A 21,985-nucleotide genomic window follows, 5' to 3' on the forward strand; every position below is an offset into this window, starting at 1 on the left:
CTAGGCCGACTGCGCATCAAAAGCCACGCACCGTTTGGTGATCGAAAAGAGGTAAGGCGCAGGTATTCTGCGCCCCGCCTGATGTCAGAGTGCTGATTTCAACGCATCCACAAGATCAGTGCGTTCCCAGCTGAACCCACCATCCGCATCCGGAGCACGGCCGAAGTGGCCATAAGCGGCAGTGCGCTGATAGACAGGGCGGTTCAGTGACAGATGTTCACGAATGCCGCGAGGCGTAAGATCCATGACCTTTGCCACAGCCGCCTCAATCGCGGCATTGTCCACGCCGTTCGCGCCCACAGTGTCGCAATAGATCGACAGAGGTTTAGACACCCCAATGGCATAGCTCAGCTGGATCGTACATTTGTCAGCCAAGCCCGCCGCAACCACATTCTTAGCCAGATAGCGCGCTGCATAGGCCGCCGAGCGGTCTACCTTGGTCGGATCTTTTCCGGAAAATGCACCACCACCGTGAGGGGCCGCGCCACCGTAGGTGTCCACGATGATCTTGCGTCCTGTCAGCCCGGCATCTCCATCAGGACCACCAATGACAAATTTTCCCGTTGGATTCACGTGCCATTCGGTTTCATCGGTCAACCAGCCGTCAGGGAGGACTTCGGCAATGTAGGGTGCCACGATATTTCGGATGTCTTCGCTGGACAGGTCTTCTACGAGGTGCTGGGTCGACAGCACAAGCGAGGACACGCCCACCGGTTTGCCGTCGCGATAAATCACAGACAGTTGTGATTTGGCGTCCGGGCCAAGAGCGGGTTCGGTCCCGTCTTTGCGCACTTCTGCCAGACGGCGCAGGATCGCGTGGGCATAGTGGATTGGTGCTGGCATCAACTCTGGCGTTTCATTGGTGGCAAAGCCGAACATGATGCCCTGATCTCCGGCACCCTCGTCCTTGTTGCCGGACGCGTCGACACCTTGAGCGATGTGCGCAGATTGCTCATGCAAAAGGTTGGTGATCTCGCAGGTATTCCAGTGGAATTTGTCCTGCTCGTATCCAATATCCTTGATGCAGGCCCGGGCAATCTCGTCGATCTTGCCCATGTAATCTGTCAGTTTGTCCTGATCGCTTAGGCCGACTTCGCCCCCGATGACAACACGATCTGTCGTCGCAAAGGTTTCGCAGGCTACACGCGCCTCTGGCTCTTCGGACAAAAAGGCGTCGAGGACGGCGTCCGAAATACGATCGCAGACCTTATCAGGGTGACCCTCGGACACGGATTCCGAGGTAAAGGTATAGTTTTGACGGGACATAAGCGCTCCATTTTAAAGTCCATACACCACGTCAGGAAGCCGTTGTAGTGCGTAGCGGGCGGCTTACGCCCCACTCTGGTCTGCGTCAATGGATATCGGGCGGGCGGTAAACAAACGCCGCAACACCATGGCCAAAAGGCCAGACAACAGGACAAGCGCCCAAGGAAGATCGCCAGTGCGCGCATATAAAGTCAGCGCGCCTGGCGCAGGCAAGGGTGCATCAATGAAGCCCGCTTGGTTCAAACCAATTGACGAAATCACCCGGCCCTGCGGATCGATCATCGCGGATATCCCTGTGTTGGCGGCACGGACCATCGGTAACCCTTGTTCGATTGCGCGCATCCGGGCTTGGGCAAGATGCTGCTGCGGGCCTGAACGTGACCCGAACCAAGCATCATTGGTCAGTTGCATCAAAAAGGCAGGTCGATTCAGGGCGCGCCCGACATCGTGCGCAAAAACGGCTTCGTAGCAAATGAGTGGCAAAGCCGTGCCAATATCTCCGAAATCCAGCAAACGCGGTCCCGGCCCGGCGGCATACCCGCCCTCGGCCCTTTGGGCGAGACCGCCGACATTGATGTGGCGAAACAACCATTCCGCCGGCATGTATTCTCCGAACGGAACGAGATGGTGTTTATCATAGGTCTGCGTGACCTGCCCGCCCTCATTCAGCACGACAAGGCTGTTGAAATAGTCACTCTTTTCACGCCGCTGAATGCCCAGAACGACCGGCGTGCCGCGGGCCGCATCGGCGATCACGTCAAAGACAACCTGCGCATTTTCGGCCAGATAGGGCAGCGCCGTTTCAGGCCAAACAATCAGGTCCGGTGCACCGGGGCTCGCAGTGTATTCGATCTGGCGGTTCACAAAAACGGAGATTTTTTCAGGGTCCCACTTTTCGTCCTGCGGGGCATTTGGTTGGACCAAACGAACGGTGTGATCGGTCATTGGAACATCGCGCGCAGAGATCGGGACCAGGCCAAGGGCTGCGATCAAAACAGATGGAAAACCCCACAGCAGCCAGTTCTTTGGCACCGAATTTGCCGCGGTGACGCCACCGCACACCAACAACGTCAGACCATGTGGTCCAAGCCACGCAAGCCCCTGCCCGGCCCAGACATCCACAAACGCCTGAACTGGCGTCGCCCAAGGAAAACCGGTGAAGACGTAAGCGCGCAGCATCTCAACCCCCGCCCAAGTCACAGCAAGCATCCACGCCCGCCCGCCAGTCCAATGCGCGATTCCAAGTGCAAGCGCCCAGAAACTGCCCAGCAGCAGAGCAAGCAGTACGAGCGCGAACGGGGCCATCCAGCCGGTTGTGGCAGCATCCACCTGAAAAGGTTCAGTGATCCAAGTGAGCGTGAGCACGAAGTAGCCTGTGCCCAGCGCCCAGCCGTTCCAAAGCGCCGTGCGCCAATTGGGCGAGCGGTGCAACAGAACAAAACCGGTTGCGAGGGGAACAAAAATCGCTGCCGCAAAAGCGTGCGGGTCGTGGGCCAACGCCCCGATCCCGCCCGAAGCAAAGGCCAACACCACCAGCGCCCAACGTGGAAGGGCCGCAAGGCGGGCCGTCATTTGGATCATTCGGCGGCGTCCCGCCCAGTCAAGCGCACACGGAGCCGCTTGATTCGGCGCGGATCGGCATCGATCACTTCGAACTCCGGGCCATCCGGATGCTGAACGACTTCGCCGCGGCCCGGAACCCGCCCCGCAAGCATAAAGACAAGCCCGCCGAGTGTTTCGATATCTTCCTCATCCACGTCATCGTGGGTGGTAAGTGAAATACCAACCTCTTCTTCAAACTCATCCAACGGCGTCTTGGCAAGAGCCAAATAACACCCTGTCTTTTCGCGGGTGAACATGACGTCTTCGTCGATGTCGTGCTCATCCTCGATCTCGCCAATAACCTGTTCGATCAGGTCCTCGATGGTGACCAAACCATCTACACCGCCGTATTCGTCGATCACCAACGCCATGTGACGACGCTCGGTCTGCATTTTGGTCAGCAGCACACCAATACTCATGGACGGGGGCACAAAAAGCAGCGGGCGCAGACCTGCGCGCAGATCAAATTCCGTGCCACCGCCGTTGAACCCATAATTAAGCGCGATATCTTTGAGATGTGCAAAGCCGATCGGGGTATCGATCGTTCCCTCAAACACCGGCAACCGTGTCAGTCCGCTTTCCTTGAACACGCTGACCAGTTCATCAAGCCCAACAGTGTCTGGTACAGCCGTAATATCAGCCATCGGAACGGCCACATCCTCAACCCGCATCCGACGCAGATTTATCATACCATGCTCTTGCGGGCGCGGCACGTCTGGCGCGTCTTCCAAGCCATTTGTTTCTGAAGGGGTGAGTGCGCCAATCACACGCGCAAAAAAACCACCAGCCTGTACGGGTTCGTTGGTGTCGTTGTCTGACTGCGCGCGCTGCGCTGCGCCAGACGATCCGTCGTTTTCGCCCATTGGCTCCTGTCCAGTTTTCATGCCCCCCAGATTCGGAGGGGCGTCGATGCCTCCTAATATGGGTCAGTGACCCCCAAATTGCCAAGTATTTCGACCTCAAGTGCTTCCATCCGCGTGGCGTCAAGGTCACGGATATGGTCGTAGCCCAGCAAATGTAGCGTTCCGTGAACGATCAAATGAGTGACATGGTCAACCATGGGCTTGTCCTGTTCGACCGCTTCGCGGGCACAGGTGTCATAGGCGATGGCAATGTCGCCGAGGCTGATTGTGCCGTCTGGATCGGGTGTCGGGGCATCCGGTTCTGCGCCTTCTTTCTCGGGATTGAGATCGGTCTCGGGCCAACTGAGTACGTTTGTCGCGGTTGTTTTGGTGCGAAATTCGGCATTCAGTTTTGTGATACGCGCATCATCGCAGGCCAACACGGACACTTCTGCCGGCCGGCGGACAAGCTCATCCAGAACATAGATGATGGTGCGTGCAGCCAATTGACCAAAGTCCAGCGCTTGCCAGCGGTCATCTTCGATCAGGATGTCGATGTCATGTTGCAGGTGTTTGCTCACCGGGGACCAGGCCCCGGACCCCCGAGATTTTTCCAAAACAGAGAAGGTCAGGACGCCTCTGTATCCGCCTCATATGCCTCGATAATCGCCGCGACCAGCGGGTGACGCACCACGTCCTTGGACGTGAAGTAGTTAAAGCTGATTTTTGGCACAGATTTCAGTAACCGTTCGGCATCCCACAAGCCCGAGGGCACGCCGCGCGGCAGGTCGATCTGGGTGCGGTCGCCGGTGATCACCATGCGCGACCCTTCGCCAAGGCGCGTCAGGAACATCTTCATCTGCATAGTGGTGGCGTTCTGCGCCTCGTCCAACACGACATAGGCATTCGACAATGTACGGCCGCGCATAAAGGCCAGCGGCGCAATCTCGATTGTCTTTTCCTCTTTCAGCTTGGCCAGTTGTTTGCCCGGGAGAAAGTCATTCAGCGCATCATAAAGAGGCTGCATGTACGGGTCGACCTTTTCCTCTTGCGTACCGGGCAGAAAGCCGAGGCGTTCGCCGGCCTCGACCGCCGGGCGGCAAAGAATGATCTTGTCGACCTCGCCAGAGATGAACATCGACACACCCACAGCCACAGCAAGATATGTTTTGCCCGTGCCTGCAGGCCCGATACCAAAGGCCAATTCATTATCAAACAACGACTGGACATAGGCCTTTTGCGCATCCGTGCGCGGCTCAACCAATTTCTTTCGAGTCTTAATCTCGATCCGGTTGCCGACGGGCATTTCCAGTTGGTCGCCATCGCGGGTGCCGGTGTCTTCTTCGGATCTGCCCATGCGCAATTCGCGATCGACATCCGCAGGGGCGACTTCCTTGCCCCCCTCCAGACGCAGATACAGAGCCTGAAGCACCTCTTTGGCGCGGGCCTGTGCGGCCTCTTCACCAAGTAAAACCAGCACATTTCCGCGACGGACGATCTGGACATCAAGCGCAGCTTCAATCGCTGTGAGGTGCCCGTCATAGGGACCACACAGATCAATCAACAGTCGGTTGTCGGGAAATTCGATCTGCACCTCTGCAGGTGCAATTTTCGATGGCGATGGGGTCAGGGCACCAATGGCCAATCCGCTCTCCTCGTCTGGCGTTCTGGGACCAGCGTGCCAAGTTCGGCGGTGACGCGCAAGCGGTGCATGCAAAAATTCGTCAATTTGAAACAATTCCGCAATTGAACCGATCAGATCTTGGGTGTCAGATCGCAATACGCCCGATCCCAGCCGCTCACATTATGCCGGTTTTCCCTACGCAGTATGCTTAACGGGGCGCATTGTTGACAGTCAGCAAACAAACTAACGTGCCTATAGGGTCGACGAACGCAGGATCATTCCATCAAAAGCGAGTGTGGTTAAATATTGCTCACATTATGCCGATAGATGAAAGCAGACTGCGTCAGCTTTCTGACCCATGGGGTGTGGTGCCAGCGTCCGGTCTGCCAAGCGGTCTGGCCAGACGCCGTATCAAAGAGGATCGAATCATGACGATTTTAGCCCTCAGCTCTGTCGCCAGTTCCTAAACAGTCTCTCGGACTAAAACCTGTTTTGCCCATAAACCAGACAATGATACCGCCCCAGTTGCCCCAGTTGCAAAAAGCCGCTCGCTTGGGTTGAGCATGATTGCAGCCCTAAAAAAACCGCAGTACCGTCACATTCTGTAAATTTTAAATGGTAAAAGAAGGCGTATAGACAATGCGTTCATTTCTCAAAGTTCCAGGTTCGGCTCGTATATCGATCATGGCGATGATTGCGGCGCTTTTGACCGCCACGACTTTTTTGGCCGCAACACCGGCGGCCGCCGAGCGAGTTAGTGAACCCACCAAGCCCGGCACTTCAGGTAACGAGTTCATTATCAGTTGCTTTCGCGGCCCATGGAAGGTGGTCCACTGGGACCGTCCAGCCGCAATTTTCATCGATGAACTTGTCGAGTACGGCTACACGCAAACACAAGCCCTTGCGATAGGCGAGCGCATATGCCGTGAGGAATATGGCGTCGACCGTCCTGAATGGATGGAGGCACAGCTACGCCGGATCGTCGCCGAAACACCGCCGCTTCACCCCAGTGGTAAGTTTGTTTTTAGTGACTGACGATTGGTCGCTCCGGTCCGCTGGTCCGATTTAGTCCAGCAGTGCGCCCTGAAGTGAATTCGAACCTGACCCAATAATCTGAACGCGCCGCAAGTCTCCCGTTTGCACTTTGGGGTCTGCGACGTGGACAGCATGCAGGTACTCGCTTTTGCCAACCATCTGACCGGGGAGGCGCCCAGACTTTTCGAAAAGTACGCGAACTGTCCGCCCAACCATACCTTCCTGAATGGCGCGCTGTTGCTTGGTGATCAACTGTTGCAGGCGTTGCAGCCTCTCGTCGGCCTCTGCTGCATTCACTTGCGCGCGTTCAGCCGCAGGTGTCCCCGGCCGGGTCGAATATTTGAATGAATAGGCGTAGCCGTAATTCACGGCCTCAACTAGATCGAGTGTCGCCTGAAAATCTTCTTCCGTTTCTTCCGGGAAGCCAACGATGAAGTCTCCAGACATCAAGATGTCCGGGCGTGCTGCGCGGATACGTTCAATCATCCGCAGATAGCTTTCGGCAGTGTGGCTGCGGTTCATCCGCTTCAGGATTTTGTCACTGCCAGACTGCACAGGTAAGTGTAGGTATGGCATCAGCTTCTCGCATTCGCCATGTGCCGCGATCAGGTCATCAGTCATGTCGTTGGGATGGGACGTGGTAAAGCGGATGCGCTCGAGCCCGTCGACCTTATCGAGATCCCAGATCAGTTTAGCCAGGGTGTGATCCGAGCCATCCGGTCCGGCGCCGTGATAGGCATTCACGTTCTGGCCCAAAAGCGTGATCTCACGCACGCCCCGTTCAACCAGATCGCGGGCCTCATCCAGAATGCGGGCAGCCGGACGGCTGACTTCGGCACCACGGGTGTAGGGCACCACGCAAAAGGCGCAGAACTTGTCGCAACCTTCTTGCACAGTCAGGAAGGCTGAAGGTCCACGCGCAGCCTTTGGGCGAGTTTTCAGACGCTCAAATTTGTCTTCCTCGGGGAAATCCGTATCGATCGCTTTCTCGCCCGAGCGCGTCTTGGCCTCCATTTCTGGCAGGCGGTGATAGCTTTGCGGGCCAACCACAAGGTCGACCGCCGGTTGGCGGCGCATTATCTCGGCACCTTCAGCCTGGGCCACGCACCCAGCCACGCCGATTTTCAGGTCGGGCTTTTCAACCTTGAGCGCTTTCATGCGACCGAGTTCGGAGTAAACCTTTTCCGCCGCTTTTTCCCGAATATGACAGGTGTTGAGCAGGATCATATCCGCCTCGCCCGCCTCTGTGGTCTCCTCATATCCCTGCCCGCCCAAGGCCTCGGCCATGCGTTCGCTGTCATAGACGTTCATCTGGCAGCCATAGGTCTTGATAAAGAGCTTTTTCGGCGTCGTCATGGGGCGCATCCAGGTGTTGAAGGGATCAGGTTGGCGATCTAGCAGCGGCACGGCTCTCTTGCAATGCGTGGCAGATTAACCGAATGAAAGGGAGAAACCGTGAAGATCTAGCCTGATGCACTACGACAGCCTCTCCACGATGATCAAATCCACCGCTGCGGTGCCGCCGCAGGGGCCAGTGGCTTTGGTCCTTGTCGAGGACGATGTGGAAGTCGGCACCACTCTGCGCCATCACCAGCAGATTGGGTTCAAATCGCTCATCGCCTGCATGCCGCGCAGCTTTACCCTGCCCCGTGACCTGGAAGACTCCGTGATCCGGGTTGACTATGACATGACAGCTCCGGCCGCCATGGAAACGGCTGTCAATCTGCTTATCACGTCGCTGCCCGCTGACACGTGGATGTATTACTGTTTTAACGCCGAATACTTGTTCCATCCGTTTTGCGAGACGCGCACGGTCGGCGAAATGCTCGCCTTTCATGCTGAAGAGCGGCGGTCTGCGATGCTGACATACGTGATCGACCTTTACGCGGACGATCTGCATGAATTTCCCAATGCGGTGGCCCTCGAGCGGGCATATCTGGACAAATCAGGCTATTACGCGCTCGCCCGCCCTGATGAGAAAGAGCATCCGAAGGAACGTCAGTTGAGCTTTTTCGGCGGGCTGCGATGGAGGTATGAAGAACATGTACCGGCAGCCCGGCGCAAGATCGACCGGATTGCCCTGTTCAAGACCAAGCCGGGTCTCAGCTTGCGTGAGGATCACACGTTTTCGGACGAGGAATACAACACCTATGCCTGCAAATGGCACCACAACCTGACCTCGGCGATCTGTTCATTTCGCACCGCCAAGGCCCTCAAACTGAACCCGGGCAGTACCTTTGATATCCCTACGTTCACGTGGCACAACTCGGCGCCCTTTGAGTGGCATTCGCGCCAGCTCCTTGATCTGGGGTTGATGGAGCCGGGGCAGTGGTTCTAAGAGCCATCGCGGTTTTGGGGCACCATGCCGCGCATCGATAATTTTACGAAGGCAGTGAACGGCCCGGCTGGACGCGGCAGTCCAGAGAGCAAGCAACGCACTGCAGACCCCGACCCGCTTGGTTAGTCTGCGAAGAAGGTCGCCAACGCGTCGATCTCTGTTTGGCGCAACTCATGCCCACCCTCGTGCACTTCCTAGCGCACGTCCGCGCCTTCGAACTTGAACCACGCAATCAACTCTTCGCTCATTGGCCAAGGCGTGATCGGATCGCGTTGCCCTGCAGTGACCAACACGCGGCGGTCTTTCATTTGGGGCGTGGTGACCGGTGCCCAAGTGACCAGAGGATGCAAAAGAGCAACCCGGTCAAACAGATCGGGACGCTGCAAGAAAACAGACGCCAGTATGTTCGCCCCGTTCGAATAGCCGAAGGCGTAGACTGGGCTTGCGGGGTGATCTGTGCGATGGGCTATTACAAAGGCGATCATCTTGTCACGAGCCCGGGCCAAATCGTCCATGTCATAAACGCCCTCTCCCGTGCGCCGAAAGAATCGCGCCGCACCCATTTCAGATACGTCCCCTCGGGGCGAGACAACGCCCGCCTTCGGAACCAGATGGCCGGCAAGCTCAAAGAACTGATGCTCATCCCCGCCAGTCCCATGAAAAGCAAAGACCAGCGGGCGTCCGGCTTCGGGCGCTTTGACAAGCGCCTCATACGAAGTTGTTGTCATGGCACCCTCCGTCAGTTTGCGATTGGCGGCAGTCCCGCCTCGATCTTGGCGCGAAGCGGTTCGTAACGGGTCGGCAGTTTGAGCGCCTCACCCAGATGTGCCGTGTCTTCATCCCGATCAAAACCGGGTTCGTTCGTGGCAATCTCAAACAGCACACCGCCGGGGGTGCGGAAGTAAATCGCCCAGAAATAATCGCGGTCGATCACAGGTGTAACCTGATAACCAGTGTCCATCAGAGCCTCACGCACCCGCAATTGTGCGGCGCGATCCTCGACGGCAAAGGCGATGTGGTGGACGGACCCCGCTCCTTGGTTTGCAGTGGGGGCAGCGCCTGTCACCCGCTCAAGGTCAATGGTGTCTGCAGCATTGCCGCCTTCGATCACATAGCGGGTGACATCGCCGGCGGTTTCGCCCTTTTGGTACCCCATGAACCCCAGCAACTCGCCCGTTGCGTCCACGTCGCGCAAACGGAACCGTGCCCCGTGAAAGCCAAGGATGCCCGTATCGTAAGAGATACCGTTGCCTGTCCATGGCGCCCTGTCGCGCGCCTCGCTTTCGACCAGCGCAAAGCCGTCGCCGTCCGGGCCATCAAAACTGAGCCGGGTTTCGCCAAAGGCGGTGTCTTTGTTCAGGCCCGTGACGCCCTGACTGGCAAGGCGATCGGACCAGAACCCAAGGCTGCCGGTTGGCACGGCAAATTCGGTGATCCCAACCTCGCCCGCGCCACGGTTGCCTTTGGGCATTTGGCCAAAGGGAAAATAGGTCATGACCGAGCCGGGCGTGCCTGCCTCGTCCCCGTAATAGAGGTGATAGACGTCAGGTGCGTCGAAATTCACGGTCTTTTTCACCCGGCGCAATCCCAGCGTTTGCGTGAAAAATGCATTGTTGGTGTTGGCATCCCCGGCCATCGACGTGACGTGGTGCAGTCCTTTGATATCTTTGATCATGGCTGGCTCCTTATTTTTGGTTCCATGTGCTTGTCGTTAGACATACCTGCTTGGGGGGCAAAATAAATGGACAAAGATATCCATTTATTATTGATGAAAACGGAATTATGACTGCCGTATGATCGAGTTGAAACCTATTAGGGTGCTGCGCGCGGTTTCTGACCTCAAAAGCTTTTCACAGGCGGCTCGCGCGCTTGACCTCGCACCTGCGTCTGTGACCCGGATCATCAACCAGTTGGAACAGGACCTTGGCGCGCAATTGTTGGTGCGCACCACGCGGCAGGTTGCGTTGACCAGCGCCGGGGCGACCGTCTTGTCCCGTTACCGCCCGCTGCTGGAAGGGTTCGAAGAGGTCACCCAAGACCTGCAACGCTCTATCCGCCCGGATGCGGGCCATCTGCGCCTGACTGCGCCCATTTCACTGGGCATCGCCTTGTTGCCGCAAGTTATTGCGGGCTTTCGACTGGCCTATCCCGGCATATCGGTCGAGATCAATTTCACCGACACTCTGATCGACGTGATTGAGGAAAATTGTGATCTGGCGGTGCGTGTGTCAGGCCCACCCACAGACAAATCCACCATTTGGCGCAAGCTGTGTGAGGTGCCCCGGCGTGCCATCGCAGCCCCTGCCTTGTTTAACCGGCAGCCTAGTCCGCAACATCCCGACGATCTGATCGCCGCGCCATTGATGTCCTATGGTGCAAAGGGGGAACCGGAGCAGTGGTCCTTTGCCCGCGCCGGGGCGCAACGCACTGTCCGTGCGGGCAAAACCGTGATCTCGAACAATGGTGATTTTCTTTATGCCATGGCGCGGATTGGCGAGGGCATTTGTGTGCTGCCTGATTTTATCACCGCAGATGGTTTGCAATCTGGCGCGGTGATCGAAGTTTTGCCGGACTGGTCCATTCCGTCTTTGTGGCTGACCCTGTTTTATCCACCCTACGAGCGCTTGCCCCCGGTGGTTGGCACCTTTGCCGATTATTTCGAGGCATTTATTGACGATCACCCGGATCTCCGCGTGCCTGTGTAGGCGCGAGGCGATTTGGTTGGTGGCCCTTGAGTGAGAACGGACGTGCCTTAGGCAAGCAGCATGGGGAACCAGTCGCTGCGCAGCCGTTGCCCGGGCACCATGTCGTGCCCCGGGAAGGGCGGTGATGTTGGGCCGGGCCGCGTGACATAGTGCGCATCGTCCCCAACCAGCCGCAGCGAAAAGGCCCGTCTGCGCGCATCGCTGTGATTGCCCCGCGCGCCGTGCAGTGTGCGAAAGTGGAAGGCGACCGCGTCACCCGGTTCCATTTCAAATTCCACGATCCGCATCCCTTCGGCCTCTGGATCAGGGATTGCCATGTAGTCGCCTTCGAAAAAGGCGGTCTCTGACGCCCAGCGCGTGGGCAGCACGTCTTTTTCCCAGAGGTGAGAACCCGCCACGCAGCGCAAGGACGCGTCCCGCACCGGATCGAGCGGTGACCAGAAGCTGACCGTCTGTGTCCCTTCGACGAAGTAATAGGGTGCGTCCTGATGCCATGGTGTCGCCATCGAGGTTCCCGGTTCTTTCACCAGCACGTGGTCATGGAACATTTGCACGGTGTCGCTGCCCATTAGCGTTGCCGCCGCGCGCGCGATGGCTGGATCGTGCACAGGTGCGTGGAATTCCGGGATCCGTTCCCAATTGCAGTAGTCGTCAAAGAAGAGCCCGGTATCGCCCGCCCGGTCGTTGGTGGACGCATAGGGCCCCGGTTCAGCCATGTTGCGTGCGATGCCCGCCCGCAGGGTGTCCACATGATCGTCAAAGAGCCCGCGGATCAGCAAAACGCCGTCGGCCTGATAGGTGGCGGCGTCTTGCGCAGTGACGTCAGTCATGGGTCAGGGTTTGCGGCGCAGCCGGATCACCACGTCGACCGAGGCGATCTCGGCCCCGTCCGGTGCGTCTGGCAGTTGTGCGATCACCAGTTGATCGGATGGCGCGTCTGTCAGCTTGGCATCGTCTTCCCAGAAGAAATGCGGGTGGTCGTGGGCGTTTGTGTCAAAGTAGCTTTTGGAGCCGTCCACCATCACTTCTTGCATCAGCCCGGCATCGCAGAAGGCGCGCAGGGTGTTGTAAACAGTGGCGAGAGACACGCCGTCGCCTTGGGATTTGGCCGCGTCAAACAGGCTTTCGGCGGTGACGTGGCGGTGCTGACCGTCGCCAATCAAGAGCGAGGCAAGCGCCATGCGTTGGCGCGTCGGGCGCAGGCCCGCGCCTGCGAGCCATTTGGTTTCAATGTCCTGTTGACCCTGTGCCATCGTGATCCTCGTCTTCGTCGCTTAACATATAAGGTCGAAGGGGCCCGCAATTCAATTGAAAATCAGTGTTAACACATTATACCGCAGGGCTGTGGTCCCCCTGCCCTGCCCTTGCACAGACGGACCCGGCGATGCTAAACGGAGACCGACCCTGGGGCCCCTATAGCCCGCGCGCACACGAAGAGGCTGACCATGGCAGATTATCCCACGAGCTTTGACAAAGAGGGCTTGCTGAAATGCGCCGCCGGAGACCTGTTCGGACCCGGCAATGCGCAACTGCCCGCACCGCCGATGCTGATGATGGACCGGATCACGGACGTTTCCGGCGACGGCGGCGCGCATGGCAAAGGCCACATCGTGGCAGAGTTCGATATCACTCCCGATCTGTGGTTCTTTAAATGCCACTTTCCCGGCAACCCGATCATGCCCGGCTGTCTTGGCCTTGACGGCCTGTGGCAACTCACTGGCTTTAACCTCGGCTGGCGCGGCTGGCAGGGGCGTGGCTATGCGCTTGGCGTGGGTGAAGTGAAGCTGAAGGGCATGGTCCGCCCGGACCGCAAAATGCTGACCTACAAGATCGACTTCACCAAAGCGATCCAGACCCGCCGCCTGACCATGGGTGTTGCGGATGGCATCGTCGAGGCAGACGGCGAATTGATCTATGAGGTCAAGGACATGAAGGTCGCGCTCAGCGAGAGTTAACCCATCGCACGTGCAACGCCTCGATTGCACACCTGACGCGACGTTCGAAGCTTCCCGTTAAGACCTGCAAAACAAGGCGCATCGGAGTGTCACACCCTGTACACACTGCGTGCACAGACCGTGCACCGCGCGGCATACGAATTGGCCTGCATCCTTATGTAAACGCAACGTTCGGTGGTGCTTGTTAACAGAAAGTGAACACCGTCCTGCCGCGGACGATCACCAGAGCCATCTGGCACCGTACGCTATGCGGGACAAAATGTGAATTCGCAACAAATTCTTCGATGACGATTTTGGGCATGTGTGTTTTGCCATCAAATGCCAGTTAAAACAGATGAGGTTGCTTGACGACCTAGGTCCCGGAATTTGATTTCTCCCAAGGAAACCACTATCTGGAGGTAACAACAAAAAAATAATCGAGCGGTTTCAGAATGCTATCTTCCATGCACTCCACTTTGGGCGCATTTATTAGTCCAATGCTTCGGCGACCTAAACGCTTGCAAATGGCGGCTTTGTGTCATCGCGGTCAGGGCGATGATAAAGAATACCTGTTGGTTACCAGTCGCGACACGGGCAGGTGGATTATCCCCAAAGGTTGGCCTGTTCGCGGGCTGAAATCCAATGAAACCGCTCTGCAAGAAGCATGGGAGGAAGCGGGCGTCAAAAACAGTTCGGCTTCAGCACAGCCCATTGGCAGGTATAACTATCAAAAACATCTGGGGGGCGGTTACGCGGTTCCGGTCGAAACATTGGTCTATTCAGTGGCAGTCAACGAACTTTCTGATGATTTTCCAGAGGCGCATGAACGAACCCGCAAATGGGTCAGCGCCACACTTGCAGCCGCCATGGTTCAAGAACCTGAACTCAAAGCTATTTTTTGCGCGCGATAAATATTCCTTTTTTCTTGATGGGCGAACGTTGATTTCTTGGTGCCCAACCCGTTAACGACCCTTTGGAAACGGGAGGGATTCATTCGTGACAGACAATCAAGGCGATCCACGCCATTTAGAAACGTTGGACCGCGACCTTGCGCGGTTCTCCAACCTTGAAACGGCAACCGCACTAGTCGGTAAGCCAATGGTTGGAATTGGCGTGTCATTCATCTTCGTTGTTTTGGCAGGCCTCACTGCGATGCTGTTCTTTGGCGATGCCAACAACACCTTTATCGTCGTCGTTGCGGCGTGCCTTGGTGCCTATATGGCGCTGAATATCGGCGCCAATGACGTGGCCAACAACATGGGGCCAGCGGTGGGCGCAAATGCACTTTCAATGGGCGGAGCCATCGCAATCGCAGTCGTGTTTGAAAGTGCCGGAGCCTTGATTGCAGGCGGGGACGTAGTGTCAACTATCGCAAAGGGTATCATTGAACCTGAAAGCATGGGCACCGCAGATGTGTTTATCTGGGCTATGATGTCTGCCCTGCTGTCTGCGGCGCTTTGGGTGAACCTAGCCACCTGGATCGGCGCACCTGTGTCAACGACGCATTCGGTTGTGGGCGGTGTTATGGGGGCTGGAATCGCCGCCGCGGGCTTTTCGGCTGTGTCTTGGGGCACGATGTCTGGCATTGCAGCGTCTTGGGTCATTTCGCCGGTGCTTGGCGGTGCGATTGCTGCTTTCTTCTTGTTCGTCATCAAATCACGCATCATCTACCAAGACGACAAAATCGCTGCGGCGCGCAAATGGGTGCCAATCCTAGTTGGAGTTATGGCAGGCACATTCGGGTCTTATCTGGCGCTAAAGGGCCTGAAAAAGATCATTAAGATCGACATGCCAACCGCCCTGTTGATCGGCCTCGCCATCGCGATCGCCGTGTGGATGGTCATGATCCCTGTGATCAAAAAACAATCCGAAGGTTTGGAGAACCGCAACAAATCTCTCAAAGTTCTGTTTGGCATTCCGTTAATTGTGTCTGCCGCATTGCTGAGCTTTGCGCATGGCGCAAATGACGTAGCAAACGCAGTGGGTCCTTTGGCGGCCATTGTTCAAGTGTCCCAGTCTGGTGATTTTACCCGCTCTTTTAGTATCCCCGCCTGGGTTATGGTTATTGGAGCCTTCGGCATCTCGTTCGGGTTATTCCTGTTTGGTCCAAAACTGATCCGTATGGTTGGCGGCCAGATCACCAAACTGAATCCGATGCGCGCCTATTGTGTGGCCCTGTCAGCCGCGATCACCGTGATCGTGGCCAGCTGGTTGGGTTTGCCGGTCAGTTCCACCCATATTGCCGTCGGTGCCGTGTTTGGCGTCGGCTTCTTTCGCGAGTGGGATGCAGAACGCCGCATCCGTACGGCGCGCCTCGTCATGCCTAACCGCCCACAATACGCCCCAGAGGAACGTAGGCGCCGCAAATTGGTGCGCCGGTCCCACTTTATGACAATCATTGCCGCTTGGGTTATCACCGTGCCAGCCGCCGCGCTTGTGTCTGGGATAATATTTTTCCTCATCAGCGTAACAATGACCTAGTCGATTTCGGACCACTTTGCAGCCTGCATCTGCAGGTCGCAATACAGACATTCGTACTCGTGATAGAGAATTTTTAAGAGGGCCCAATGCGGGCGTTCGCAGCGCAGGTATTGGGAGTCTGCTTTGGACTCAAAGCAGCCCTTCACGGCAGCACAGCCATCATGAAGTGGCAAGGCGGGCGGACAAGTGATTGGCTCATTACCATGGCATTCATTCCCTGTGCGGCTACTTGCCCCTGCCCCACAGTCCTTCATGGGCACGGCAAGAAATCGTGAAGGAGTGGGCATTTGCCGTCCAGCATGATGCCCCCTGACAACTGTATGGAGGTCTGACCCTTGCAGAGTTGATCAGCGTAGTGCCACGTTCTCCAGAAACGCAACAGTCTCTCCTTCGGCGGAGCGTAACTCCATCGTAGGGCCGGTCACGATCGCTTCGCTGACGGACGCGATGCCCTGGACCCACGCCCGTTCGATCTCATCAAGAGGCGGTGGGCACGCCATCAGCGTCATCGGCCCCGGTTGCAGCGTCAGGGATGAACCATCCAGCGCGTAGCCTCCGTTGACTGTGTTGCAGCCAATGGTCGAGGTGAAGGTGCCTTCGCCGGATCGAAAGATGACGTGCGGTTCGCGCTTGCCTTCGACGGCACCGAGTGTTTCCCCGCCAATCGACAAAATGCGCCAGTAGGCGTCTCCGATATCCGAATCTGCCATGGCCCGTTCACAGGTTAGTCCGGGCACAAACCCGGCCAGCCGATCCATCACCACCATATCACGCTGGCCGCCTTCCATGCCTTCACGTTCAGCGATTTGCCCGTCAAAAACGACAACCGTTGGCGCCCCAGGTTCGGCCTGTGCGTCGCGGTATGCGCGCTCGGCGTCGAGATATGCGCCCTCCATCGCAACCGGGTAGGTTTCCTCACTCCCGCATGCGGTAAACGTGGCAGCGTCCGCGAAATACACAAATTCACCGATGAGGCGGCGGGTCGGCTCGGCCTGAGCTTGCACCTTCACCATGGTAATCAAGGCATCTGTGCCTGTGTCGTTGGTCAAGACCGGGGTGTGCGTGTCTGTGGTGAACAACAGCTTGTCGCCCATCCGCAGACTGGCCCGCACTGCGTAGCGCCGACCGTCCTGAATAACGTCCGGGTTGAAAGGAAGTGCAACCTCATAGGGCGGATTGCCCGCGTCGTTTACTGTTACCGCCCCAAGGATTTTGGCAGGTGCATCTGCCAACGACACATCCTGAAGCTGCGCCTCAAAGGTCACTCCGGGCAGCATCGCAATCCGTTCTCGGTACGTGGCGGACACCGTTATCGTCTCCATCGCAGTTACAATACCTCCTGTGATGGAAAGGCCCACCGCGAAAATGAATAGAAGAGCCCGCATAGACCTGATCCTTTGTTTGGTGTCCTGTTAGAAAGTTATTTCAGGTGACCCATTCAAGTCCACCAACCAAATAGGTGCATTTTTTAAACTAAGGCGGGATCACCATCCCCGATAGGGATGAAGCGTCTGCAGCCCTCCATCCGTCTTTTATGAACCAACATCACTGCGCCTTTGCAGTCCGGCCACCGATATGTTGGGCGGATGTCTTATGCGTGATCGATGACACAGCCCCCCCCTAACGCCTTGCACGCCCCTGCCCCCCTGTCCTACATGGGACTGGCACTAAAGTGCGCGGGACCACCTCTGTGTCCGGCGTCAAAACTGAGGTTTGCAGATGAAAAGAGTTGTCGTTACCGGATTGGGCATCGTCTCATCCATCGGGAACAACGCAGACGAAGTCCTGGCTTCGCTCAAGTCAGGCACTTCGGGCATTGTCGCCTCCGAAGAGATGGCCGAGCATGGCTTTCGCAGCCAGATCGCAGGCACGTTAAAGCTGGATGTGGCCGAGCACGTAGAAAAACGCACGCTGCGCTTCATGGGCCCTGGCGCAGCTTACGCCCATATCGCCATGAGTCAGGCGATTGCGGATGCCGGGCTGGAAGAGGCCGACATCGTAAATCCCCGCACGGGTCTTGTCGCCGGCTCTGGTGGGCCATCGACATCCGCCATGCTGGCAGCTCATCAGACCGTGCTGAAGACGGGCGCGACAAAGCGCATTGGCCCCTTTGCGGTGCCCAAGTGCATGTCCTCGACCATCAGCGCAAACCTTGCCACGGCCTACAAGATCAAGGGCATCAACTATTCCATCACGTCGGCTTGTTCGACATCGCTCCACTGCATCGGCAACGCGGCCGAGCAGATCATGCTGGGCAAACAGGACGTGATGTTTGCTGGTGGCGCCGAAGAACTGGACTGGACCCTGTCCTGCCTGTTCGATGCGATGGGCGCGATGTCGTCCAAGTACAATGACGCGCCTGCCACGGCGAGCCGTGCTTTTGACGCCAACCGCGACGGGTTCGTGATTTCGGGTGGTGGCGGCATCGTCGTGCTGGAAGAGTTGGAACATGCCCTTGCCCGGGGCGCGAAAATCTACGCCGAAGTGACGGGTTATGGTGCCACATCCGATGGCCATGACATGGTGGCGCCTTCAGGTGAGGGTGGCGAGCGGGCAATGCGCGTCGCTCTTGAGACGCTGCCAGAGGGGCGTACAGTCGGCTATATCAATGCACATGGCACCTCGACCCCCGTGGGCGACGTGGGTGAGATCGAAGCGGTGCGCCGCGTGTTTGGGCAAGGCACGACACCGCCGGTCAGCTCCACAAAATCAATGACAGGCCACGCACAAGGCGCGGCAGGTGCACTTGAGGCGATCTTTAGCCTGTTGATGCTGGAACATGACTTTATCGCGCCATCCATCAACGTTGAAACACTGGATGAAGCGCTGGATGCGGCAGAGATCGCAACATCACTGCGCACAAACGCAGGGCTCGATAGCGTCATGACCAACTCATTCGGGTTTGGTGGCACGAACGGCTCCATGATCCTGTCGAAATTTCACGGGTAAGAACACAAAATGTCCGATTTGATGCAAGGTAAACGCGGTCTGATCATGGGGGTCGCCAATGACCGCTCTATCGCGTGGGGGATCGCCAAAGCGCTGCATGAGGCGGGGGCCGAACTGGCGTTCACCTATCAGGGCGAGGCCTTTGGCAAGCGGCTCGAGCCATTGGCGGCAAGCGTCGGCTCGGATTTCATGGTGGACGCGGATGTCACGGACGACGCGTCACTGGATGCAGCCTTTGATGCGCTTGGTGCCCGCTGGCCCACTATTGATTTTGTGGTCCATGCCATCGCCTTTTCCGACAAATCCGAGTTGACGGGTCGGTTCCTGAACACGTCGCGCGCCAATTTCAAACACTCGATGGATATCTCTGCCTACAGCTTTATTGAGGTCGCGCGCCGCGCTCATCCGCTGATGATTGAGAATGGCGGGACGCTGTTGACGCTGACCTATCAGGGCTCAAACCGCGTTGTGCCGAGCTACAACGTGATGGGCGTGGCCAAGGCCGCGCTTGAGTCCGCCACTCGCTATCTGGCCAATGATCTGGGACCCGAAGGCATCCGCGTTAATGCGATCTCGCCGGGTCCAATGAAGACGCTCGCCGGTGCCGCCATTGGGGGTGCGCGTAAGACGTACAAGCATACGGACCTCAACGCGCCTTTGCGCAGCAATGCCACGCTGGAGGCGGTCGGTGGTACGGCCGTCTACTTGTGTTCAGACGCGGGCGCGTGCACGACCGGAGAGATCATCCGCGTCGATGGCGGCTTTCACGTGCTGGGCATGCCGCAGCCGGATCACCTCTGAACATTTCCATTTTGTCGTCAAACTCTCGCCAAAGTAGAGCGATAGCGCTGAGCCATGGAAATGGCAGAAGTATACCGTGCCCGGGCACATGAGCGGGCGTTCGAGCGCCGCGCGGCACGCACGCGACGAGTCAAACGGCTGGTGGGCACCTTGTTCGCGCTGATCGGCGCGGGGTTGATGTTTTCGCTGTTTTTACATCCGCAACTGATCAGCGACGCTGTTGCCTGGTCACATGGAACGGATGTGCCGGAGGCCCTGCGCACCGTGGAAAAGTCAGACGATACCCACGTCCGGTCGATGCCCAGCAATGTGGTCCCCGTGCGCCGAGGCGGTGGGGCGTTCGGCAACTGAGAGATTGGGTTTGTCATTTCGGCAAGCGAACAAGCTCGTATTCCACTAACTCGCCACTTTGCGAGCCGGAACGCATCGCACCTTACTTGTGGGGGATAACGAAGGTCGTTTAAACACCGCGCCCCTACTGACTGACTTCCACCCAAAATCAGTACCTGATCGCAGTCATAGTCTGTACGGATATTAGACGGTTAAGGTGCCGCGAAACAGGTTCATGCAACGAAAAATTTGCGATGCTTTTTGCAGTATCTCACCAGAATATCGCGGAAGGCGCGGAGTTTTGGGGAAGGCCATACATCAGGGTGCCCAACGACCCAAATGTCCGCATAGGATTGCGGCTGGAGCACAGGAACCTGCACAAGACCGGTGGAAGATCGTCCGAGGAACATTGGCATTCGGACCAAACCCAACCCTGCCTGAGCAGCTCCAACCATAGCGACCATATCGTCGAACCGAAACCGAACCCTGTTGTTGGGAAAATCTGTGGCAACGCCTTTGGGAACATCGGGATATGCATCATATACCACCCAGTCGATCATCGCAGAAGGATCGGCCAAAATCCGGTCGGCCAGTTCCTGATTGGCAAAGCTTGCGGTTTCCTGTTGCAAAAGCCTCAAGCCGGTCAATGTATCGCCTGGGTTTCGGCTGATCCGAATTGCAAGGTCAGCTTCCAGCCGGGTGAGATCCAAAAGCTCATTCGTCGCAAGGATACGCAGCTCAATAAGTGGGTACGCCTTGGTGAATTGATCAATGACTGGTGCAAGAAAGCTGGCAATCAGCAATTGAGGGGCTGTTATTGTCAGACGCCCCGACAATTCTGTCTCGGCGCCTTGCAGCTGGCGTTTCAAGCTGTGTTCGGCCTTCTCCATTTGAGCAGCGTGTTCGGCGAGCAAATGAGCTGTTGCGGTTGGTCGATAACCATCCGGCAGTCGCTCAAACAGCAATTGGCCCGAAGCCTCTTCAGCGCGGCGAATCCGACGTGCGACGGTCGTATAGTTCAAGCCTAAAGCCGCAGCCGCTCCAGCCAGAGAGCGGTGGCGTACCAGCATCAAAACCGTTCGCAGATCATCCCAAGCAACATCCATACATGCGTTTTCGCATGTTCATTGTGCAAAGACACGCGCTTTCTCATGGCCCGGATCGCGATAAATTACCATTATCAACATTTGAGGAGACCACGATGATCTACGCCTATGCAATGCTAACAGTGAACAATCCCGATGCGCTCGTCGAATATCGCGATGTGGCAGGTGCAGCGCTCGCCAAGCACGGTGGGAAGGTTGAAAGTGCCACGCGCGAATTCACGGTGCTAGACGGCGCACCCGAAGCGCCTAATGTAGCAGCATTACTGGGTTTCCCTGATAGGGACGCTGCTATAGCCTGGTCAACGGACCCCGAACTAGCCGATGTCCACACCCTGCGTCGCAGCGCCGGTGCATCGGACATTTTGCTTTTGGGTTAGTCAGGGCTCTTGCAAATAAACAGACTGCCGTTCGTTTTTGAGAAGTGAGCGGCAGCACTGCCCGCCGTAGCGATCGGGCACATCACCACTCAAGACTGGTCCATTCATCCCGCCTCGACCGACACGACCTCAAAATCAAACACCAGATCACGCCCCGCCAGCGGGTGGTTGGCGTCCAGCATAACTTGTTCGTCGTCAATCGCCGTCACTGTCACGGGCATTGGCTGACCTTGAGGTGTTTGCATTTGCAACTGCATACCAACCTCAAGCTCGATATCGTCCGGAATCGCGTCGCGGGGTACGCCTTGGTGCAACGCGGGATTGATCGGGCCATAGGCATCCGCGCAGTCAATGCTCACTGACTTTTTGTCCCCTGCCTGCATGCCCGGCAGGGCTGTATCCAGCCCTTTGATGATGTGGCCCGCACCCACGACAAATTCCAGCGGATCGCGCCCCTCTGAACTGTCAAAGGAGGTTCCGTCCTTCAAAGTGCCTGTGTAGTGGATGCGCACGGTGTCGCCGTCTTTGATTTCGGCCATGTGCATGCTCCTTCAAGTTCGGCGTTCACACTGCCTGTATGTGAAGGGGGGGTAAA

General features: G+C 57.3%; 23 protein-coding genes and 1 riboswitch. Of the genes, 10 read left to right on the forward strand and 13 right to left on the reverse strand.

Going from position 1 to position 21,985, the window contains the following annotated elements; genetic code table 11:
• Window positions 1–84 precede the first annotated feature (84 nt).
• The 5 genes from metK to ABJD00_RS15115 all read right to left on the reverse strand — a co-directional run bounded on the left by metK (window position 85) and on the right by ABJD00_RS15115 (window position 5,355).
• Window positions 85–1,266, reverse strand: coding sequence for a methionine adenosyltransferase (gene metK, locus ABJD00_RS15095; protein ID WP_413832241.1), 1,182 nt, complete (start codon window positions 1,264–1,266; stop codon window positions 85–87).
• A gap of 3 nt (window positions 1,267–1,269) precedes the next feature.
• A riboswitch (SAM-SAH riboswitch) is annotated at window positions 1,270–1,320 on the reverse strand.
• A gap of 9 nt (window positions 1,321–1,329) precedes the next feature.
• Window positions 1,330–2,847: an apolipoprotein N-acyltransferase gene (gene lnt, locus ABJD00_RS15100; RefSeq protein WP_413832243.1), complete on the reverse strand. Its 1,518-nt coding sequence runs from the start codon at window positions 2,845–2,847 to the stop codon at window positions 1,330–1,332.
• Window positions 2,844–3,731, reverse strand: a complete 888-nt coding sequence (locus tag ABJD00_RS15105) for a hemolysin family protein (protein ID WP_413832441.1) — start codon at window positions 3,729–3,731, stop codon at window positions 2,844–2,846. Before ABJD00_RS15105 ends, lnt begins: the two co-directional genes overlap by 4 nt.
• A gap of 53 nt (window positions 3,732–3,784) precedes the next feature.
• Window positions 3,785–4,291: an rRNA maturation RNase YbeY gene (gene ybeY / locus ABJD00_RS15110; protein ID WP_413832245.1), complete on the reverse strand. Its 507-nt coding sequence runs from the start codon at window positions 4,289–4,291 to the stop codon at window positions 3,785–3,787.
• Between the two features lie 47 nt (window positions 4,292–4,338).
• Entirely contained in the window at window positions 4,339–5,355 is a 1,017-nt protein-coding gene (locus ABJD00_RS15115) for a PhoH family protein (RefSeq protein WP_413832247.1), read from the reverse strand.
• Between the two features lie 618 nt (window positions 5,356–5,973).
• On the opposite strand from ABJD00_RS15115, the gene ABJD00_RS15120 reads away from it, so the two are divergent.
• Window positions 5,974–6,369, forward strand: a complete 396-nt coding sequence (locus ABJD00_RS15120; RefSeq protein ID WP_413832249.1) for a hypothetical protein — start codon at window positions 5,974–5,976, stop codon at window positions 6,367–6,369.
• A gap of 30 nt (window positions 6,370–6,399) precedes the next feature.
• Here ABJD00_RS15120 and miaB read toward each other — a convergent pair whose 3' ends face one another.
• Window positions 6,400–7,725, reverse strand: coding sequence for a tRNA (N6-isopentenyl adenosine(37)-C2)-methylthiotransferase MiaB (gene miaB / locus ABJD00_RS15125; RefSeq protein ID WP_413832251.1), 1,326 nt, complete (start codon window positions 7,723–7,725; stop codon window positions 6,400–6,402).
• Window positions 7,726–7,840: 115 nt separating this feature from the next.
• Between miaB and ABJD00_RS15130 the strand changes: the two genes are divergently transcribed.
• Window positions 7,841–8,707, forward strand: a complete 867-nt coding sequence (locus ABJD00_RS15130; protein WP_413832253.1) for a hypothetical protein — start codon at window positions 7,841–7,843, stop codon at window positions 8,705–8,707.
• Between the two features lie 194 nt (window positions 8,708–8,901).
• Here ABJD00_RS15130 and ABJD00_RS15135 read toward each other — a convergent pair whose 3' ends face one another.
• Together ABJD00_RS15135 and ABJD00_RS15140 are read right to left on the reverse strand one after the other, a co-directional pair.
• Window positions 8,902–9,435, reverse strand: a complete 534-nt coding sequence (locus ABJD00_RS15135; protein WP_413832255.1) for an alpha/beta hydrolase — start codon at window positions 9,433–9,435, stop codon at window positions 8,902–8,904.
• Window positions 9,436–9,446: 11 nt separating this feature from the next.
• On the reverse strand, window positions 9,447–10,382 hold the full coding sequence (locus tag ABJD00_RS15140) for a ring-cleaving dioxygenase (RefSeq protein ID WP_413832257.1): 936 nt from the start codon (window positions 10,380–10,382) through the stop codon (window positions 9,447–9,449).
• A gap of 118 nt (window positions 10,383–10,500) precedes the next feature.
• On the opposite strand from ABJD00_RS15140, the gene ABJD00_RS15145 reads away from it, so the two are divergent.
• The gene (locus ABJD00_RS15145; protein WP_413832259.1) at window positions 10,501–11,412 is read left to right on the forward strand and encodes a LysR family transcriptional regulator; all 912 of its coding nucleotides are present in this window, start codon (window positions 10,501–10,503) and stop codon (window positions 11,410–11,412) included.
• Between the two features lie 47 nt (window positions 11,413–11,459).
• Here ABJD00_RS15145 and ABJD00_RS15150 read toward each other — a convergent pair whose 3' ends face one another.
• Together ABJD00_RS15150 and irr are read right to left on the reverse strand one after the other, a co-directional pair.
• Window positions 11,460–12,242, reverse strand: coding sequence for a phytanoyl-CoA dioxygenase family protein (locus ABJD00_RS15150; RefSeq protein WP_413832261.1), 783 nt, complete (start codon window positions 12,240–12,242; stop codon window positions 11,460–11,462).
• Window positions 12,243–12,245: 3 nt separating this feature from the next.
• The gene (gene irr / locus ABJD00_RS15155) at window positions 12,246–12,665 is read right to left on the reverse strand and encodes a Fur family transcriptional regulator Irr (RefSeq protein WP_413832263.1); all 420 of its coding nucleotides are present in this window, start codon (window positions 12,663–12,665) and stop codon (window positions 12,246–12,248) included.
• Window positions 12,666–12,857: 192 nt separating this feature from the next.
• On the opposite strand from irr, the gene fabA reads away from it, so the two are divergent.
• From fabA to ABJD00_RS15170, 3 genes are all read left to right on the forward strand, one after another.
• Window positions 12,858–13,367, forward strand: a complete 510-nt coding sequence (gene fabA / locus ABJD00_RS15160; protein ID WP_413832265.1) for a bifunctional 3-hydroxydecanoyl-ACP dehydratase/trans-2-decenoyl-ACP isomerase — start codon at window positions 12,858–12,860, stop codon at window positions 13,365–13,367.
• A 431-nt stretch (window positions 13,368–13,798) separates the two neighbouring features.
• On the forward strand, window positions 13,799–14,257 hold the full coding sequence (locus ABJD00_RS15165; RefSeq protein WP_413849055.1) for an NUDIX hydrolase: 459 nt from the start codon (window positions 13,799–13,801) through the stop codon (window positions 14,255–14,257).
• Window positions 14,258–14,342: 85 nt separating this feature from the next.
• The gene (locus ABJD00_RS15170) at window positions 14,343–15,827 is read left to right on the forward strand and encodes an inorganic phosphate transporter (protein WP_413832269.1); all 1,485 of its coding nucleotides are present in this window, start codon (window positions 14,343–14,345) and stop codon (window positions 15,825–15,827) included.
• 347 nt (window positions 15,828–16,174) lie between these two features.
• On the opposite strand, the gene ABJD00_RS15175 is transcribed toward ABJD00_RS15170, so the two are convergent.
• Window positions 16,175–17,212 (reverse strand): YbaY family lipoprotein, encoded by a 1,038-nt coding sequence (locus ABJD00_RS15175; RefSeq protein ID WP_413832271.1) that lies wholly within the window; start codon window positions 17,210–17,212, stop codon window positions 16,175–16,177.
• Between the two features lie 334 nt (window positions 17,213–17,546).
• On the opposite strand from ABJD00_RS15175, the gene fabB reads away from it, so the two are divergent.
• Genes fabB through ABJD00_RS15190 form a run of 3 tightly spaced genes read left to right on the forward strand, consistent with a single transcriptional unit; the run spans window position 17,547 to window position 19,928 of the window.
• Window positions 17,547–18,776 (forward strand): beta-ketoacyl-ACP synthase I, encoded by a 1,230-nt coding sequence (gene fabB / locus ABJD00_RS15180; RefSeq protein WP_413832273.1) that lies wholly within the window; start codon window positions 17,547–17,549, stop codon window positions 18,774–18,776.
• 9 nt (window positions 18,777–18,785) lie between these two features.
• A complete protein-coding gene (locus ABJD00_RS15185) occupies window positions 18,786–19,577 on the forward strand; it encodes an enoyl-ACP reductase (protein ID WP_413832275.1) in 792 nt (263 codons plus the stop codon).
• Window positions 19,578–19,637: 60 nt separating this feature from the next.
• Entirely contained in the window at window positions 19,638–19,928 is a 291-nt protein-coding gene (locus ABJD00_RS15190; protein WP_413849053.1) for a hypothetical protein, read from the forward strand.
• Window positions 19,929–20,140: 212 nt separating this feature from the next.
• On the opposite strand, the gene ABJD00_RS15195 is transcribed toward ABJD00_RS15190, so the two are convergent.
• Window positions 20,141–21,013 carry a LysR family transcriptional regulator gene (locus ABJD00_RS15195; RefSeq protein ID WP_413832279.1) on the reverse strand — a complete coding sequence of 291 codons (873 nt, stop codon included), beginning with the start codon at window positions 21,011–21,013 and terminating at the stop codon, window positions 20,141–20,143.
• Between the two features lie 95 nt (window positions 21,014–21,108).
• Here ABJD00_RS15195 and ABJD00_RS15200 point away from each other — a divergent pair, with 95 nt between their 5' ends.
• Window positions 21,109–21,390: a DUF1330 domain-containing protein gene (locus ABJD00_RS15200; protein ID WP_413832281.1), complete on the forward strand. Its 282-nt coding sequence runs from the start codon at window positions 21,109–21,111 to the stop codon at window positions 21,388–21,390.
• Window positions 21,391–21,494: 104 nt separating this feature from the next.
• Here ABJD00_RS15200 and ABJD00_RS15205 read toward each other — a convergent pair whose 3' ends face one another.
• A complete protein-coding gene (locus ABJD00_RS15205) occupies window positions 21,495–21,929 on the reverse strand; it encodes an FKBP-type peptidyl-prolyl cis-trans isomerase (RefSeq protein WP_413832283.1) in 435 nt (144 codons plus the stop codon).
• Between the last annotated feature and the right edge of the window lie 56 nt (window positions 21,930–21,985).

The organism is Tateyamaria sp., from assembly GCF_039945315.1.
Taxonomy (GTDB): domain Bacteria; phylum Pseudomonadota; class Alphaproteobacteria; order Rhodobacterales; family Rhodobacteraceae; genus Tateyamaria.

Excerpts from the sequence above, each read along its gene's own strand:
- ABJD00_RS15105 (WP_413832441.1), bottom strand. The coding sequence starts at position 3,731 with ATGGGCGAAAACGACGGATCGTCTGGCGCAGCGCAGCGCGCGCAGTCA.
- ABJD00_RS15175 (WP_413832271.1), bottom strand. The coding sequence starts at position 17,212 with ATGCGGGCTCTTCTATTCATTTTCGCGGTGGGCCTTTCCATCACAGGA.
- lnt (WP_413832243.1), bottom strand. The coding sequence starts at position 2,847 with ATGATCCAAATGACGGCCCGCCTTGCGGCCCTTCCACGTTGGGCGCTG.
- ABJD00_RS15200 (WP_413832281.1), top strand. The coding sequence starts at position 21,109 with ATGATCTACGCCTATGCAATGCTAACAGTGAACAATCCCGATGCGCTC.
- metK (WP_413832241.1), bottom strand. The coding sequence starts at position 1,266 with ATGTCCCGTCAAAACTATACCTTTACCTCGGAATCCGTGTCCGAGGGT.
- ABJD00_RS15150 (WP_413832261.1), bottom strand. The coding sequence starts at position 12,242 with ATGACTGACGTCACTGCGCAAGACGCCGCCACCTATCAGGCCGACGGC.
- ABJD00_RS15145 (WP_413832259.1), top strand. The coding sequence starts at position 10,501 with ATGATCGAGTTGAAACCTATTAGGGTGCTGCGCGCGGTTTCTGACCTC.
- fabB (WP_413832273.1), top strand. The coding sequence starts at position 17,547 with ATGAAAAGAGTTGTCGTTACCGGATTGGGCATCGTCTCATCCATCGGG.
- irr (WP_413832263.1), bottom strand. The coding sequence starts at position 12,665 with ATGGCACAGGGTCAACAGGACATTGAAACCAAATGGCTCGCAGGCGCG.
- ABJD00_RS15165 (WP_413849055.1), top strand. The coding sequence starts at position 13,799 with ATGCTATCTTCCATGCACTCCACTTTGGGCGCATTTATTAGTCCAATG.
- ABJD00_RS15195 (WP_413832279.1), bottom strand. The coding sequence starts at position 21,013 with ATGGATGTTGCTTGGGATGATCTGCGAACGGTTTTGATGCTGGTACGC.
- miaB (WP_413832251.1), bottom strand. The coding sequence starts at position 7,725 with ATGACGACGCCGAAAAAGCTCTTTATCAAGACCTATGGCTGCCAGATG.
- ABJD00_RS15130 (WP_413832253.1), top strand. The coding sequence starts at position 7,841 with ATGCACTACGACAGCCTCTCCACGATGATCAAATCCACCGCTGCGGTG.
- ABJD00_RS15205 (WP_413832283.1), bottom strand. The coding sequence starts at position 21,929 with ATGGCCGAAATCAAAGACGGCGACACCGTGCGCATCCACTACACAGGC.
- ABJD00_RS15135 (WP_413832255.1), bottom strand. The coding sequence starts at position 9,435 with ATGACAACAACTTCGTATGAGGCGCTTGTCAAAGCGCCCGAAGCCGGA.
- ABJD00_RS15120 (WP_413832249.1), top strand. The coding sequence starts at position 5,974 with ATGCGTTCATTTCTCAAAGTTCCAGGTTCGGCTCGTATATCGATCATG.
- ABJD00_RS15190 (WP_413849053.1), top strand. The coding sequence starts at position 19,638 with ATGGCAGAAGTATACCGTGCCCGGGCACATGAGCGGGCGTTCGAGCGC.
- fabA (WP_413832265.1), top strand. The coding sequence starts at position 12,858 with ATGGCAGATTATCCCACGAGCTTTGACAAAGAGGGCTTGCTGAAATGC.
- ABJD00_RS15140 (WP_413832257.1), bottom strand. The coding sequence starts at position 10,382 with ATGATCAAAGATATCAAAGGACTGCACCACGTCACGTCGATGGCCGGG.
- ABJD00_RS15185 (WP_413832275.1), top strand. The coding sequence starts at position 18,786 with ATGTCCGATTTGATGCAAGGTAAACGCGGTCTGATCATGGGGGTCGCC.